Consider the following 15,152-nt stretch of genomic DNA (forward strand, 5'->3'; position numbering starts at 1 on the left):
AGCCGCCCGAGCCCCGGCGCATGATAGCGCCAACAGGAGGATCCCCATGACCTACGCCCCCGCCGCCGACCGCTACCAGCGGATGATCTACAACCGCTGCGGCAAGTCCGGCCTGAAGCTGCCCGCGATCAGCCTCGGCCTCTGGCACAACTTCGGCCACGACACCCCACACGCCACCAAACAGGCGATCTGCCGCACCGCCTTCGACCTCGGCATCACCCATTTCGACCTCGCCAACAACTACGGCCCCCCGCCCGGCAGCGCCGAGGAGGCCTTCGGGGAACTCCTTAGGACCGACTTCCGCTCCCTGCGCGACGAGCTGATCATCTCCTCCAAGGCCGGCTACGAGATGTGGGACGGCCCCTATGGCGAATGGGGCAGCCGGAAATACGTCATCGCCTCCTGCGACCAGTCGCTGAAGCGGATGGGTCTCGACTATGTCGACATCTTCTATTCCCACCGCTTCGACCCCGACACGCCCCTGGAAGAAACCATGGGCGCGCTCGACCACATCGTCCGGTCGGGTCGCGCCCAGTACATCGGCATCTCCAGCTACAACAGCCAGCGCACGCGCGAGGCGGTGGCGATCCTGAAGGACCTCGGCACGCCGCTCCTGATCCACCAGCCCAGCTACAACATTCTGAACCGCTGGGTCGAAACCGACGGGCTGAAGGACACCCTGACCGAATTGGGGGTGGGCTCCATCGCCTTCGTGCCGCTGGCGCAGGGGATACTCACCAACAAGTACCTGAACGGCATCCCGGCGGGCAGCCGGGCGGCGCAGGACAAGTCGCTGCACCCTTCGGTGGTGGAAAAGGCGCTTGGGTCGGTGCGGAAGCTGAACGACATGGCCGCCTCCCGGGGCCAGACCCTCGCCCAGATGGCGCTGGCCTGGGTCCTGCGGAACGGCGGGATCACCAGCGCGCTCATCGGGGCGTCGAAGGCCGAGCAGGTGGTGGACTGCGTCGGCGCGCTGCAGAACCTCGACTTCACCGCGGAAGAACTGTCCCGGATCGACGCGATTTCCGAGGAGAAGGCGATCAACCTCTGGGCGCGGTCGTCCGAGGATTAATCTTCGACCAAGTTGCGTAGGGCGGGTGCCAACCCACCGCCGCGCAAGGTGGGTTGGCACCCACCCTACGCAAACACCCCGGCCCAAGTCCGGGGCGCTTGATCACTCCGCCGGAACCTTCGCCACCTCGTCCGACAGCGGATAGGGCAGCCGGTCGATCATTTCCTTCGGGCAGACCTGCAGGAAGTTCAGCCGCTCGCGGTCCCAGTTCGTCAGGATGCGTTCCGCGATACGGCTTCCCGTCTCCTCCAGATGCCGGGCGATCAGGCCTTTCAGCTGCATCTCCCAATGCGGATGGCCCACGGCGCAGGTCAGGATCGACTCGAGGTTCATGAAGTCTTCGGCCACGCCCTCGGGATCGTAGACATACCCCATCCCGCCGGTCATCCCCGCCCCGAAGTTCGCGCCGATCCGTCCCAGGATCACCGCGACCCCGCCGGTCATGTACTCGCAGCCGTTCGAGCCGCAGCCCTCGACCACCACGCTGGCACCCGAGTTGCGCACCCCGAACCGCTCCCCGGCTCGACCGGAGGCGAACAGGAACCCGTCCGTCGCCCCGTACAGCACCGTGTTGCCGATGATCGTGTTTTCCTCGGCCTTCAGCGGCGAGGACATCAGCGGCCGCACGGTGATGGTGCCACCCGAAAGGCCCTTGCCGACATAGTCGTTGGCGTCGCCCTGCACTTCCAGCTTGAGGCCTCGCACCGAGAACGCCCCCAGCGACTGCCCACACGACCCGGTCAACTTCACCGTCAGATGGTCGGGCTGCAACGCGTTCCGCATCCCGAACTTCTTGACGATGTGACTGCTGGCCCGCGTGCCGATGGTCCGCAGCGTGTTCCGCACGGCATAGGAGAGCTGCATCTTCTCGCCATCCTCGAAGAAGCGATGCCCGTCCTTGATGATGTCGGCGTCCAGGGTGTCCGGCACCGCATTGCGCGGCTTGGTCCGGTCATAGGTGATCGACCGCGCCCCATCGACGCTGATCAGCATCGGGTTCAGGTCAAGGTCGTCGAGGTTCGCCGCCCCACGCGAGACCTGCGTCAGAAGGTCCGCCCGCCCGATGATCTCGTCAATCGACCGCGCACCGATGGAGGCGAGGATTTCCCGCACTTCCTGCGCGTAGAAGGTGATCAGGTTCACCACCTTGTCCGCGCTGCCAGTGAACTTCGCCCGCAGCCGTTCGTCCTGCGTGCAGACGCCGACAGGGCAGGTATTCGACTGGCACTGCCGCACCATGATGCAGCCCATCGCGATCAGCGCCGCTGTCCCGATGCCGTATTCCTCGGCCCCCATCATCGCCGCCATGACGATATCCCGGCCCGTGCGCAGGCCCCCATCGGTGCGCAAGGTCACCCGCTCACGCAGGTTGTTCATCGCCAGAACCTGATGCGCCTCGGTCAGGCCCATCTCCCACGGCAGGCCCGCATATTTGATGCTGGTCGCCGGGGACGCCCCCGTCCCGCCGTTGTGGCCCGAAATCAGGATGACATCGGCCTTGGCCTTCGCCACGCCCGCCGCAATCGTGCCCACACCCGAGGACGACACCAGCTTCACCGTCACCTTGGCGCGCGGGTTGATCTGCTTCAGGTCATAGATCAGCTGCGCCAGGTCCTCGATCGAATAGATGTCATGGTGCGGCGGCGGCGAGATCAGCGTCACCCCCGGCGTCGAATGCCGCAACCGTGCGATCAGCGCCGTGACCTTCATCCCCGGCAACTGGCCGCCCTCACCGGGTTTCGCCCCCTGCGCGACCTTGATCTCCAGCTCCTCGCAGGCGTTCAGATATTCCGCCGTCACGCCGAAGCGGCCCGAGGCCACCTGCTTGATCTTGGCGGACGGATTGTCCCCGTTCGGCTCCGGCGTGAAATGCGCCGGGTCCTCGCCGCCCTCGCCCGAGTCCGACTTCGCACCGATCCGGTTCATCGCCACGTTCAGCGTCTTGTGCGCCTCGGGCGACAGTGCCCCCAGCGACATGCCCGGCGTCACAAACCGCTTGCGGATCGAGGTGATGCTTTCCACCTCCTCAATCGGCACCGGCTTGCCCAAGGCCTTGATGTCCAACAGGTCGCGCAGATGGATCGGCGGGTTCGCCCGCATCGCCGCGGAATACTGCTTCCACACGTCATAAGACGCCCGGTCACAGGCCGATTGCAGCATGTGCATCGTCTGCGCTTCCCAGGCGTGCTTCTCGCCCGACCGCCGCGCCTTGTAGAAGCCGCCGATGGGCAGCACATCCGCGCCGCCAAGCCAGCCCTTGCGGTGGACCTCCTCCAGCTTCTGCTCCACCCCGGTCAGGCCGATGCCCGAAATGCGCGACTGCATGCCCGGGAAATACTCGGCCACCATGGCGCGGGACAGACCCACCGCCTCGAAGTTCAGGCCCCCGCGATAGGAGGAGATCACCGAGATCCCCATCTTCGACATGATCTTCAGCAGACCGGCGTCGATGGCATCGCGATACTGCCGCATCGCGTCGGTCAGCGAGCCATCCAGCAGCCCCCGGTCGATCCGGTCGGCGATGGAATCCTGCGCCAGATAGGGGTTCACCGTCGTCGCCCCCGACCCGATCAGGACGGCAAAGTAATGCGGGTCGATACATTCCGCCGAGCGCACGTTGATCGAACAGAAGGTCCGCAAGCCCTTGCGCGTCAGCCAGCTATGCACGGCGGAGGTGGCAAGGATCATCGGCATCCCCACCTTCTCCGCCCCTTGATGCTCATCCGTCAGCACCAGCTGCCCGGCGCCCGACCGCACGGCATCCTCGGCTTCCGCCCGGATCCGCTCCAGCCCTTGCGCCAAGTCATCCAGCCCCTCGCTGACCGGGAAGGTGCAGTCGATGAAGGCCACCTGGTCGCCGAAGCGTTCCACCATCACCCCGAACTCGGTGGTGGCGACGAAGGGGCTTTCCAGCACCAGGATTTCGGTCTGCGAGTTGTTCTCGTCCAAGACGTTGCGCAGGTTGCCGAACCGCGTCTTCAAGGACATGACGCGCCCTTCGCGAAGCGAGTCGATGGGCGGGTTCGTCACCTGGCTGAAGTTCTGCCGGAAGTAATGCGACAGCGGCCGGTAGACCGAAGACAGCACCGCGGGCGGCGTGTCATCGCCCATGCTCGCGACCATTTCCTTGCCGTCCTCGGCCATCGGCGCCAGGACCTGCTCCAGCTCCTCCAGCGTGAACCCCGCCGCGATCTGCCGCTTGCGCAGCTCGCCGCCGGTAAAGGTCTGCGTCTCGGGGATATCGCGCAACAGGCCGTTCAGGTCGACGATCTTGCCGACCCACTCGCTGTAGGGCTGCGAGGTCGCCAGTTTGTTCTTCATCTCGGTGTCGTGGTAAAGCCTGCCCTCGGCCATATCGACGGCAATCATCTGCCCAGGCCCCAGCGCGCCCTTTTCGCGGATCGTCGATTCATCGACCGGCACCATCCCGGCTTCCGACCCGGCAATCAGCATCCCGTCGCCCGTCACCACATAGCGCATCGGCCGCAGCCCGTTGCGGTCAAGCCCGCCGCAGACCCAGCGGCCGTCGGTCATCGCCAAAGCCGCCGGACCATCCCAGGGCTCAATCACCGAGTTGCAGTAGGAATACATGTCGGCCCAGGCCTTGGGCATGTTCACCGTCTGCTTTGACCAGGCTTCCGGCACCAGCATGGTCTTGGCCATCGGAGCGTTGCGCCCCGACCGCACCAGCACCTCGAACACCGCGTCCAGCGCGCCACTGTCAGACGTGCCGCCCGGAATGATCGGCTTGATGTCCTCGGCCGCCTCGCCGAAGTTGTTCGACGCCATGCGGATTTCGTGGGACTTCATCCAGTTGACGTTGCCCTTCAGCGTGTTGATCTCGCCGTTGTGGGCCAGCATCCGGAACGGCTGCGCCAGCCACCATTGCGGGAAGGTGTTCGTCGAATAGCGCTGGTGGTAGATCGCGAAGGCGCTCTCGAAGCGTTCGTCCATCAGGTCGGGGTAGAAGGTCGAAACCTGCTCGGCCAGCATCATCCCCTTGTAGATGATCGACCGGCAGGAAAGGGAACACAGGTACATCCCCTGGATGCCCGCCGCCGTCGCCGCCTTCTCGATCCGCCGCCGGATGATGTACAGCTCGCGCTCGAACTGCTCCTGGTCCACGGGCCGATCGCAGCGGATCAGGATCTGCTCGATCTCCGGCCGGGTCGCATTCGCCTTGTCGCCCAGGACCGAGACATCCACCGGCACATGCCGCCAGCCGTAGATGTAATGCCCCATCCGCAGGACTTCCGTCTCCACGATGGTCCGGCAGCGTTCCTGCGCGCCGAAATCCGTGCGCGGCAGGAAGACCTGGCCCACGGCGATCAGCTTCTTCGCATCGGGCTCATGCCCCGTCCGGCGCACCTGGTCGTAGAAGAACTTGACCGGGATCTGCACATGGATCCCCGCCCCGTCGCCGGTCTTGCCATCGGCGTCGACCGCCCCCCGGTGCCAGACCGCCTTCAGCGCGTTGATGCCGTTCTCCACCACCTTGCGGCTGGGCTTGCCGCTGATCGAGACTACCAGCCCCACCCCGCAGGACGAATGCTCGTCCTCGGCCTTGTAGAGACCATTCGCATCCAGCCAGGCGCGCTTTTCTTCCTCGGCCTTCACCCAGGCGTCATCAAACTGCTGCTGCATTTCTCTGTCTCTCTCTCTTGGCATTCTTGCGTTGCTGCCAGAATTCGGCGAAGCGCAGGCCCCCCGCGGCTTCCACCACGGCCCGGGCCTCGTTCTGGTTTCCGTTGATCATCTGCACCATCAGCGGGCGCAGGATCTTCTTGTTCTTCAAAACCTTCGCCAGCATGTGCCCGTACTGCGGCAACACGTAGTGATCGGTCGCGGGCCCGGCGCGGAACCGGCGGGCATGGATCATCTCGTAGGCGTCGCCGCCGTGCAGGATCATCACGTTGGCCAGCGCAGACAGATCAGGCACCGACGGAAACCGCCAGTCCCCGATCGTGCTGCTGAAATGCCGCCAGCGCCGTTCCTCCGGCACGATGTCCGGTTTCACCGAGTACTGCGGCACGATTGCCAGCACCGCATCCAGTCGGCAGAGCGTGGCAAAGATCAGCGCCGCAGTGCCGCCCATCGAGTTGCCGAACGCGACGATCCGGCGGGGCCGGATCGTTTCGACCAGCCGCGCCACCGCCGCCTGCAGGCGTTCGGCCATCCCCGGGGCGTTCATCCAGCTTCGACTGGCGTCGCGGACAAACAGCACATGGTTCACGCCGTCCCAGCCGGTCAGCACCGTTCCCTCGGGCATCGGAACCGGTTTGCTCCGGTCACCGACCCCGCTGAATGCCAGAACCAGAATGTCGCTCGTCCCCGGCAGGTAGTCGAGGTAGAGCGGCGGTTCCTCCAGATAGGATTCGGGCGTCACCATCGGCTCACCCGCTCGCCAGGAGCGGAAAGCGCGCGACGCAATCCGCCCGGGTAAGAACCTTCCGCCCTTCACCGGCAAAGGCATAGCTGTCGGGCTTGAAGTCGATGTAGATCTCATTCGTCATGGTCAGCCCGTTCGCATTGTCGAAGGTGCCGACCAGCAGTTCGATGGTCCCGGCATAGGGGCTGTCGACCGTCACCCGGAACCAGACCGGAGAGCCGCACTCCCGGCACCAGGCCCGTTCGCCCCAAGCCGACGACTGCCGTCTGGCGACATGGTCAAGCCCGGTCCATTCCACGTTTCCCTCAGGCACCGTCATCCCCAAGAGAGCCGAGCCGGTCCATTTCCGGCACATCGGACAATGGCAGGCGCCGAAGTTCGTGCCCGTCAGTCGCGCCCTGAACCGCACTGCGCCGCAAAGGCAGCCGCCTGCTCTTTCAATTTCGGGCCGCTCAGGGCTCATACCGCGCCCTCCACAGGGACTGCGGCAACTCCGCCGTCAGGGCATCGCAGTCGAACAGCGGCTGGCTGGAGAGAAACCCCTCCTCCCCCGGAAAGACGAACTGCATGGGCGAGCCGTCGATCGGCAGCCACTGGCCATCGCCCAGGTCGGTCTCGCCCGGCCCGGCGAAGAACAGTCGCCAGTCGGGGTTCACATATTCATTGCCCTTCGATCGGCGCAGCACGTTGCCCGACAGGTCGTATTCGGTGAAGTCGACCTCGGTCTGTTGCAGGGTGATCCCGTCGATGACGAAACTCTGCCCGGTGAGCCGGTCATACCCCTCGGCACGGCTGCCGGTGCCGTCGGCTTTCGACAGGCCAAAGCTCCAGGTGTCCACCCCCTCGGCGATCAGCTCGCTGTAGCTGGCCGGGTCGGCGGGCGAGGGGTCGAGCGTCTGTTTGATCGGGTCATAGCTTTCGACCCACTGCCCTTCGGCGTCGATCTTCGAATAGAAGAACGGCCCCTCCTGATCGAGGTCCACCCGCCACTGGTCGCCCGGATTGTCCGCCTCGCAGCGGTAGTAATGCGACACCCGGCAGCCCTTGGACTGCACGGTCATGAACACCTCGCAGCCCTCGGGCGCGGTCCAGGTCCCGGCCAGCGCGGGGGCGGCCGGGGCAGTCAGAAAGGCAAGGATCACAAACTTCCGCATCGCCGTTTCACCTAAAGTCAGGTCACTCATCCTGACGTTTAACTTTCCCTGCATCGACCGTACGTAGAGGCGGAAGGAACACGCCTTCAAGACGGGTAAAAGGCTACTCCGCCGCCACCGCCCCGGTCTGGCTCAGATATCCCAGGATCGCCTCCGCCGCCTCGCGACCGTCGCGGATCGCCCAGACCACCAGCGAGGCGCCCCGCACGATATCGCCTGCGGCATAGACACCCGGAAGACTGGTTTCATGCGTGCGGAAATCGGCCTTGATCGTGCCCCAGCGCGTCACCTTCAGCTCCGGCACGCCCCACAGGGTCGGCAGCTCCTCCGGCTCGAACCCCAGCGCCTGCACCACCAGATCGGCGGGCTCCACATAGTCGGCGCCCTCGATCACTTCCGGCGACTGGCGGCCACTGGCATCTGGCGCGCCAAGGCGCATCTTCTGCACCATCACGCCCTCGACCTCGACCCCGCCGGTGAAGCCTTTCGGCGCGGAAAGCCACACGAATTCAACGCCTTCCTCTTCCGCATTAGCCACTTCGCGCTGCGAGCCCGGCATGTTGGCCCGGTCGCGGCGGTAGAGGCACTTCACCGACAGCGCGCCCTGCCGGATCGCCGTGCGCACGCAGTCCATCGCCGTGTCGCCGCCGCCGATCACCACCACCCGCTTGCCGCTGGCGTTCAGCTCGCCGCTGTCATACTCCGCCACCTCGTCGCCAAATCCCTTGCGGTTCGACGCCGTCAGGTAATCCAGCGCCTTCACGATGCCCTTGGCCCCGACCCCCGGCGCCTCGATCTCGCGCGTCTTGTAGACACCCGTGGCGATCAGCACCGCATCATGCTGGCCCCGGATCGCGTCGAAGGTGATGTCCTCGCCGACATTGCAGTTCAGGACAAAGTTCACGCCCCCGTCCGCCAGCTGGCCATTGCGGCGCTCCACCACGTCCTTCTCCAGCTTGAAGCCGGGGATGCCATAGGTCAGCAGGCCCCCCGCGCGGTCATAGCGGTCATAGACCGTGACCTGCACGCCCTGCCGCCGCAGCACATCCGCCGCAGCAAGGCCACCCGGCCCCGCGCCGATGATGCCCACGCTTTCCGCGCGTTCCATGTGCGGGCGGATCGGCCTGACCCAGCCCTCCTCCCACGCCGTATCCGTCAGATACTTCTCCACCGAGCCGATGGTCACGGTGCCATGGCCCGATTGCTCGATGACGCAATTGCCTTCACAGAGGCGATCCTGCGGGCAGATGCGACCGCAGATCTCGGGGAAGGTGTTGGTGGCCTGGCTCAGCTCGTAGGCCTCCTGCAACCGGCCCTCGGCGGTCAGCTTCAGCCAGTCGGGGATGTTGTTGTGCAAGGGGCAGTGCGACTGGCAATAGGGCACGCCACACTGGCTGCACCGGCTCGCCTGCTCGGCGGCCTTGCGGTCGGCGAACTCGCGGTAAATCTCGTTGAAATCCTGCGCGCGCGAGGATGCGTCACGCTTTTCGGGCATTTCCTTCCCGACGGTGACGAATTTCAGCATCTTCTGCGTGGCCATGGGCTGCGTCTCCCAACGAATACTTCCGGGAGCGATGGGATACAGCCGATCCGCCGACAAGAAAAGTCAGTATAGTTTACCTAATTGCGGGTTTTTTACGTTATGCGGCAGGAAAGCTGACGTTTCGGCGTCAAAACAGGTCAGTATAGGTTCCAAACCGCACTAATACCCCAGCAAAAGCGCCCCCAGCGCCGCCGTTCCGACGATGATTCGCCACCAGCCGAACAGGCCATAGCCCTTGCGCGAGATGAAACTCAGCACCCAGCGCACCACCAGGACTGCCGTCACGAAGGCCACGGCGAAGCCCACGGATATTTCCCAGATCGCGCCGAAATCCAGCACGTCGCGGTTCTTGAACAGGTCGTAGGCCACCGCCGCGCCCATCGTCGGCAGGGACAGCAGGAAGGAAAACTCCGCCGCCGCGCGTTTTTCCACACCCAGGAGCAAGGCACCCACGATCGTCGCACCGGACCGCGACACGCCGGGCACCAGGGCAAGGCACTGGAAGAACCCGATGGCCAGCGACTTGCCGAAGGGCAGGGCCAGGGCGTCGCGATAGACGGCCCGTGGCGCGATGCGGTCGATCACCAGCAGCACGACCCCGCCAAGGATCAGCATGACGGCAATCAGGCTCGGGGTCTCGAACAGGACGTTCTTCACGAAGTCATGCGCCAGAAGGCCGACGAAGACTGCGGGCAGGAAGGCCAGAAGCAGCGACACCAGCGATCGGCGCGCCGCGTCCTCGTGCCGAGCGCGCAGGACAAGGCGGGTCAGAAGCCCGGCATAGACAGAGAACAACGCCAGAATCGCCCCCAGCTGGATCACCACCTCGAAGGTCCGGCCCTGCGACTGGAACCCCAGGAAATGCCCCGCCAGCAGCAAATGCCCGGTCGAGGACACCGGCAGGAACTCGGTCAACCCTTCAATGAGCCCCAGGAAGGCTGCGGTGAGTGTCTGGCTTTCCATGACCTACCTGTCGCGGAGCCCCACGGCCCGAACAGATCCCTTGGCCTGCGCCGGCGACATGGCGCGCATCACGCCTTCTTCAGGTTCTTTGCCGAATCCTTGATCGCCGCATACTGGCCCGAGGGGCGATAGCGCCACAGATACTCCGGCAGGACCGCTTCCATCGCCGTGGGGGTGATGCCCAGATCGGCCAGACCCTTCGCTCCCGGCGCCACGACATTGTCATGCCGCAGGTTCTTCACCTGGTCGCGGGTGAGGATCTTGTTCTCGACCAGGCCCAGCGTCACGCCCTGCACCATGTCGAAGCCGAAACCGATGATCCGCGCCAGGAAGAACGGGACATTGACCACGGCGCGACGGCGCTGGATCACATGCAGCATCCGCCCCATCAGCCCGCGCAGGCTGTCGGCCTCCGGCCCGCCCAGTTCGTAGACATCCGCTCCGGCCTGCCCCAGCACACCCTTGACCGCCGCGCGCGCCACGTCATCCACATGGACCGGCTGGAACTTCGTCACCGCCCCGACGATCGGCAGGACCGGCCCCATCCGGGTCATCGAAGCGAAGCGGTTGAAGAAGTGATCCTCGGTGCCGAAGATGACCGAGGGCCGCAGGATCACTGCCGCCGGGAAGGCCGCACGCACAGCGGCCTCACCCGCTCCCTTGGTCCGGGCATAGTCGCTGTCCGCCCCCGCATCCGCGCCGATGGCCGAGACATGCACCAGCGCCCCGACTCCCTCAGCCGCCGCCAGACGTGCGATCCGACCGGCACCTTCGGCCTGCACCGCGTCGAAGGTGTTGGCGCCGATGCCGTTCAACACGCCGACGCAGTTGACCACCGCATCCGCGCCGCGGATCATCGATCGCACCGAGGCGTCGTCGCGGATGTTGCAAGCCAGCGGCTCGACCTGCCCGGGAACCCCGTAGGGCCTGACGAACAGCGCCTCGTTCGGACGGCGGCAGGCAACCCGCACCCGCCAGCCCTCCTTGGCCATGCGCCGGGCGATGTAGCGGCCGACAAAGCCCGAACCACCGAAGATCGTGACCAGCTTGCTCATGCGCACACTCCGCTCAAGGCGCCCGTTCGGCACCGGAAAACATGGCGGATGATTATCCCCGCAGCCCTGCCCGGGCAAGGCCAAAGCGGCCCAAGAAATTTGCGTCGCGGCCCGTTGACTCTGCCAAGGGGCGCCGTTACATCGCCCATCAGTGCCCAGATGGCGGAATTGGTAGACGCACTGGTTTCAGGTACCAGCGCTGCAAGGCGTGGAGGTTCGAGTCCTCTTCTGGGCACCATCGCTCAAAAAGCCCGCGACCGTAACCGGTTGCGGGCTTTTTGCTTTTCCGGACCTCGCGTGAGCAATCGACGCAAATGAAAAACCCGGCCGCGCGATGCGTCCGGGTTCTTGCTCAGGCCCCGCCCAAGGATCAGCGACGGTGATCCTCGTCCTCGTCCTCGTCGTCGTGGCTGCCGGCAGGCAGGTTGAAGAAGCTGTCCGCATCCGAGAAATCCGACGGCTTGCTCTCGTCCTTCTCCTCGTCGCCGAACACCTCCAGCCCCGAAAGGCCCGAGGGCATGCGAGCCTCGGGCGCCATGCCCAGCGACTGCTCGGTCGACACCAGCTTCCGGCGCTCGTCGTCCGACATCACCGTGCCCTCGGCAGCCTTCTTGCGTGCCGCAGCCTGTACGGCGGCGTCCAGCTCGGATTGCTTGCACAGGCCCAGGGCGACCGGATCAATGGGCTGGATGCCCGAGATGTTCCAGTGGGTGCGTTCGCGGATCGACTGGATCGTCGGCTTCGTGGTGCCGACCAGCTTGCCGATCGCACCATCCGACAGCTCGGGGTGGAACTTCACCAGCCAGAGGATCGCGGCCGGGCGGTCCTGGCGCTTGGACAGCGGCGTATAGCGCGGCCCGCGACGCTTTTCCTCGCCCACGGCGGCGGCGTTGAACTTCAGCTTCATCCGGTACAGCGGATCGGCCTGCGCCCGGTCGATCTCGATCGGGTCAAGCTGGTTGTTCGCAACCGGATCGAACCCCTTGACCCCGGTGGCCACGTCGCCATCGGCGATGCCCTGAACTTCCAGCTCGTGCATCCCGCAGAAATCCGCGATCTGCGCGAAGCTGAGCGTCGTGTTGTCCACCAGCCAGACGGCAGTGGCCTTGGCCATAAGCGGTTTCGACATCGGATCTCTCCTTTACAAAGCTTCCCCGAGCCGGGAAAACGGCGGCGGGCGGGGCCCGCGAGTTCCACGTTTTCAGGGAATTCACGGCCCATATAGGGCCGAATTGCAAGAAGGGGAAGCGGAAATGCGCCTGATCCCGTTGGCCATCGCGGCTTTGTGCTGGGCAGGCGCCGCAAGGGCCGAAGGCGAGCGGGCGGGCGATTTCGACTACTACGTCATGTCGCTCTCTTGGTCCGCCGCCTGGTGCGCGCTGGAGGGCGATTCCCGGCACGATCCGCAATGCGACGAAGGGCGCGGCCTGACCTTCGTGCTGCACGGGCTCTGGCCGCAGCATGAAACCGGCTGGCCCTCGTTCTGCCGCACGGGCGAGCGGGATCCGACCCGTGCCGAGACGGCGGCGATGGCCGACATCATGGGCGGCGCGGGCCTTGCCTTCTACGAATGGAAAAAGCACGGTCGCTGCTCGGGCCTGTCAGCGTCGGACTACTACCGAACCGCCCGCAAGGCCTATGGGCGCGTCAAGGTTCCCGACTTCTTCGCCGACGTCTCCGATCCGCTGGAGGTTCCGGCCAGCGTCATCGAGGACGCCTTTCTCGAAGCCAACCCCGGCCTGGCGCGCGACGAGATCACCATCACCTGCGCGGATGGCTTGATCCAGGAGGCCCGCATCTGCCTGACGACTGACCTGGAGTTCCGTCGCTGCGGTACGGATGTCATCCGCGATTGCCGCCTGAAGGATGCGGTGCTGGAGGCGGTGCGGTAGGAGAGGGGGCGGGACCGGATCTGGGGAAAAGCAACTGCTGAGGGGAAGTCTGGGGAAAGTGCTTTGTCAAATCACCGGTGCCGTTGGTGGCTGGGGAACCATCCTCGGGCCAAGAGATGGATCGAAAACTCCGATCCCGCCTGCAACCGGTTTACCCGACGTTAACTTGCGACGCGCGTGAAGAAACCGTCAAACGGCTCACAACTTCCACGAAGGTAAGGAAATCCCTACGGGTTCACCTTCAGGACGATCTTTCCGACATGCCCACCGGATTCCAGACGCCAATGCGCAGCCGGGGCATCGTGCAGCGCGTGCTCGCTGTCCATCACCACCTTCAGCGCCCCACGCTCGATCATCGGCCAGACATTCGCCTCGACCGCCTGTGCGATCCTGGCCTTGGCAAGGTCCGACTGCGGCCGCAGGGTCGACCCGGTAACGACCAGCCGCCGCGTCATCACTTCGGCCAGGTTCAGCGTGACTTTCGCGCCTTGCAGGAAGGCGATCTGCACCAGCCGCCCGTCATCGGCGAGCGCCTTGAGGTTCCGTTCGATATAGGGGCCGCCGACCATGTCGAGGATCAGGTTCGCCCCGCCCACGGCCTTCATCTCCGCCACGAAATCGGCGCTGTGATAGTTGAACGCCGCCTCGGCGCCAAGGTCGCGGCAGACCTGGCATTTCTCCTCCGACCCCGCGGTGGCGAAGACCCTCGCGCCAAGCGCCTTGGCAATCTGGATCGCCGTTGTCCCGATGCCGCTGGTGCCGCCATGCACCAGGAACCGCTCGCCACCCTTGAGGCCGCCGCGCATCACCACGTTGGACCAGACGGTGAAGCAGGTTTCCGGCAGGCAGGCGGCATCGCGAAGCGACATCCCCTTGGGGATCGGCAGGGCATGGGCCTCGGGCGTGGCGACATATTCCGCATAGCCCCCGCCCGGCAAGAGCGCGCAGACCTGGTCGCCGATCCGCCAGCGCGTGACCCCCGGCCCGATCTCGACGACCGTGCCAGAGCATTCCAGCCCCGGCAGCGGTGAGGCCGAAGGCGGCGGCGCATAGGCCCCGGCGCGTTGCAGGGCATCGGGGCGGTTCACCCCGGCGTAGGCAACCCGGATGATGATCTGACCATGCCCCGGCACCGGAACCGGCACCGAGGTCGGCACCAGCACATCGGGGCCACCGGGGGAGGAAATCTCGATGGCAAGCATGCTGTGGGAAAGGGTCATCTCAACTCTCGCTCGTCTCAGCCCTGATGGCGGCCCGGCAGGTCATCCCGCAGTCTTGGGGCACGAATGCTTTCGAATATCTTGCCGGGACCGGCAGCCCAAGCCTTGCCCAGCGGATTTTCCCGGAAATCCGCCTTCAGCTTCTCGATCTGCATCACCTGCTCGATCCGGCGGTCCAGGAAATCCCAGGTCGCCTGCCGCCCGGTCGATTCATCGCCCAGCCAGTACAGTACCGTCGCGCCATAGACCGCCGACAGCGTTGCCCGCTTGGTATACCAGTTCAGGTCCCGCGACGTATCCCCCAGCGCCGTCCAGATCGCATCCGCCGTGCCCCAGATCGCCCGCGCCCCGTCGGCGGCGTGCTGGGGCAGCGAGAACAGCGTCGTCCCCCGCCGCACCAGCTCGCGGTCAGCCAGATCCAGCCGCGTTTTGACCGCGGTGGCGATCCGGTCGCGGAAGCGCAGCGCGCCAAGGTCCATCTCTGCCAGCCGCGTCACCATCCCGGCATCGCCCTGCGCGTGATAGGGCAGCGCCAGGTCGACGCCCCCGCGCGGAAACAGCGACCGCGCCAGCGCCACCGGCACCCCGGCATCGGCAATCGCCGCCTTCAGCGTGCGCTCGGACCAGCCGTCGAAAGGAACGTGCCCCAGCGCCGCCTCCAGCACCTTCGCCTTCATCTCGTCCTCGACCATCGCGCGCTCCTCCCGGTAGACAAGCCCCACACCCTTTGATATAGGCGCCCGGCCTGCACAAGTCAGTGCAACTCTAGCTTAGGAAGGTGGTGACAACCACATGCAGGTCAGCGTCCGCGACAACAACGTCGAACAGGCTCTCCGTGCTCTGAAGAAGAAACTTCAGCGTGAA

At 65.4% G+C, this 15,152-nt stretch carries 13 protein-coding genes and 1 tRNA gene; 4 read left to right on the forward strand and 10 right to left on the reverse strand.

Going from position 1 to position 15,152, the window contains the following annotated elements:
* Window positions 1-46 precede the first annotated feature (46 nt).
* A complete protein-coding gene (mgrA, locus tag JNL31_RS10700) occupies window positions 47-1,072 on the forward strand; it encodes an L-glyceraldehyde 3-phosphate reductase (protein ID WP_294973082.1) in 1,026 nt (341 codons plus the stop codon).
* Window positions 1,073-1,174: 102 nt separating this feature from the next.
* Here the strand turns inward: mgrA and gltB are convergent, their stop codons facing one another.
* The 7 genes from gltB to JNL31_RS10735 all read right to left on the reverse strand — a co-directional run bounded on the left by gltB (window position 1,175) and on the right by JNL31_RS10735 (window position 11,176).
* Complete coding sequence (gene gltB / locus JNL31_RS10705; protein WP_294973084.1) at window positions 1,175-5,716, reverse strand: glutamate synthase large subunit; 4,542 nt, start codon at window positions 5,714-5,716, stop codon at window positions 1,175-1,177.
* Window positions 5,700-6,461, reverse strand: coding sequence for a hypothetical protein (locus JNL31_RS10710; RefSeq protein ID WP_294973086.1), 762 nt, complete (start codon window positions 6,459-6,461; stop codon window positions 5,700-5,702). Before JNL31_RS10710 ends, gltB begins: the two co-directional genes overlap by 17 nt.
* A 4-nt stretch (window positions 6,462-6,465) precedes the next feature.
* A complete protein-coding gene (locus JNL31_RS10715; RefSeq protein ID WP_294973088.1) occupies window positions 6,466-6,924 on the reverse strand; it encodes a GFA family protein in 459 nt (152 codons plus the stop codon).
* Complete coding sequence (locus tag JNL31_RS10720) at window positions 6,914-7,615, reverse strand: hypothetical protein (protein WP_294973090.1); 702 nt, start codon at window positions 7,613-7,615, stop codon at window positions 6,914-6,916. The genes JNL31_RS10715 and JNL31_RS10720 overlap by 11 nt, the downstream gene beginning before the upstream one ends.
* Before the next feature lie 103 nt (window positions 7,616-7,718).
* Window positions 7,719-9,155, reverse strand: a complete 1,437-nt coding sequence (locus JNL31_RS10725; protein ID WP_294973092.1) for an NAD(P)-dependent oxidoreductase — start codon at window positions 9,153-9,155, stop codon at window positions 7,719-7,721.
* Window positions 9,156-9,317: 162 nt separating this feature from the next.
* Window positions 9,318-10,121: an undecaprenyl-diphosphate phosphatase gene (locus JNL31_RS10730; RefSeq protein ID WP_294973093.1), complete on the reverse strand. Its 804-nt coding sequence runs from the start codon at window positions 10,119-10,121 to the stop codon at window positions 9,318-9,320.
* Window positions 10,122-10,189: 68 nt separating this feature from the next.
* Window positions 10,190-11,176: a complex I NDUFA9 subunit family protein gene (locus tag JNL31_RS10735; protein WP_294973095.1), complete on the reverse strand. Its 987-nt coding sequence runs from the start codon at window positions 11,174-11,176 to the stop codon at window positions 10,190-10,192.
* A gap of 153 nt (window positions 11,177-11,329) precedes the next feature.
* Between JNL31_RS10735 and JNL31_RS10740 the strand changes: the two genes are divergently transcribed.
* Window positions 11,330-11,414: transfer RNA gene (locus JNL31_RS10740), tRNA-Leu, on the forward strand.
* A 132-nt stretch (window positions 11,415-11,546) separates the two neighbouring features.
* On the opposite strand, the gene JNL31_RS10745 is transcribed toward JNL31_RS10740, so the two are convergent.
* On the reverse strand, window positions 11,547-12,305 hold the full coding sequence (locus tag JNL31_RS10745) for a cell cycle transcriptional regulator TrcR (RefSeq protein WP_294973097.1): 759 nt from the start codon (window positions 12,303-12,305) through the stop codon (window positions 11,547-11,549).
* Between the two features lie 124 nt (window positions 12,306-12,429).
* On the opposite strand from JNL31_RS10745, the gene JNL31_RS10750 reads away from it, so the two are divergent.
* The gene (locus JNL31_RS10750) at window positions 12,430-13,068 is read left to right on the forward strand and encodes a ribonuclease T2 (protein WP_294973098.1); all 639 of its coding nucleotides are present in this window, start codon (window positions 12,430-12,432) and stop codon (window positions 13,066-13,068) included.
* Window positions 13,069-13,295: 227 nt separating this feature from the next.
* Here JNL31_RS10750 and JNL31_RS10755 read toward each other — a convergent pair whose 3' ends face one another.
* Complete coding sequence (locus tag JNL31_RS10755; RefSeq protein WP_294973100.1) at window positions 13,296-14,288, reverse strand: NAD(P)H-quinone oxidoreductase; 993 nt, start codon at window positions 14,286-14,288, stop codon at window positions 13,296-13,298.
* 17 nt (window positions 14,289-14,305) lie between these two features.
* Window positions 14,306-14,980 carry a COQ9 family protein gene (locus JNL31_RS10760; RefSeq protein ID WP_294973102.1) on the reverse strand — a complete coding sequence of 225 codons (675 nt, stop codon included), beginning with the start codon at window positions 14,978-14,980 and terminating at the stop codon, window positions 14,306-14,308.
* A 100-nt stretch (window positions 14,981-15,080) separates the two neighbouring features.
* Here JNL31_RS10760 and rpsU point away from each other — a divergent pair.
* Window positions 15,081-15,152: 30S ribosomal protein S21 (rpsU, locus tag JNL31_RS10765; RefSeq protein WP_294973107.1), on the forward strand; the 72-nt coding region annotated here is incomplete at its 3' end.

It is taken from the genome of Tabrizicola sp. (assembly GCF_016792905.1).
GTDB lineage: Bacteria > Pseudomonadota > Alphaproteobacteria > Rhodobacterales > Rhodobacteraceae > Tabrizicola.

What these genes read in the sequence shown, in the direction of transcription:
- mgrA (WP_294973082.1), top strand. Translation starts at nt 47, where the DNA reads ATGACCTACGCCCCCGCCGCCGACCGCTACCAGCGGATGATCTACAAC.
- gltB (WP_294973084.1), bottom strand. Translation starts at nt 5,716, where the DNA reads ATGCAGCAGCAGTTTGATGACGCCTGGGTGAAGGCCGAGGAAGAAAAG.
- JNL31_RS10710 (WP_294973086.1), bottom strand. Translation starts at nt 6,461, where the DNA reads ATGGTGACGCCCGAATCCTATCTGGAGGAACCGCCGCTCTACCTCGAC.
- JNL31_RS10715 (WP_294973088.1), bottom strand. Translation starts at nt 6,924, where the DNA reads ATGAGCCCTGAGCGGCCCGAAATTGAAAGAGCAGGCGGCTGCCTTTGC.
- JNL31_RS10720 (WP_294973090.1), bottom strand. Translation starts at nt 7,615, where the DNA reads ATGCGGAAGTTTGTGATCCTTGCCTTTCTGACTGCCCCGGCCGCCCCC.
- JNL31_RS10725 (WP_294973092.1), bottom strand. Translation starts at nt 9,155, where the DNA reads ATGGCCACGCAGAAGATGCTGAAATTCGTCACCGTCGGGAAGGAAATG.
- JNL31_RS10730 (WP_294973093.1), bottom strand. Translation starts at nt 10,121, where the DNA reads ATGGAAAGCCAGACACTCACCGCAGCCTTCCTGGGGCTCATTGAAGGG.
- JNL31_RS10735 (WP_294973095.1), bottom strand. Translation starts at nt 11,176, where the DNA reads ATGAGCAAGCTGGTCACGATCTTCGGTGGTTCGGGCTTTGTCGGCCGC.
- JNL31_RS10745 (WP_294973097.1), bottom strand. Translation starts at nt 12,305, where the DNA reads ATGTCGAAACCGCTTATGGCCAAGGCCACTGCCGTCTGGCTGGTGGAC.
- JNL31_RS10750 (WP_294973098.1), top strand. Translation starts at nt 12,430, where the DNA reads ATGCGCCTGATCCCGTTGGCCATCGCGGCTTTGTGCTGGGCAGGCGCC.
- JNL31_RS10755 (WP_294973100.1), bottom strand. Translation starts at nt 14,288, where the DNA reads ATGACCCTTTCCCACAGCATGCTTGCCATCGAGATTTCCTCCCCCGGT.
- JNL31_RS10760 (WP_294973102.1), bottom strand. Translation starts at nt 14,980, where the DNA reads ATGGTCGAGGACGAGATGAAGGCGAAGGTGCTGGAGGCGGCGCTGGGG.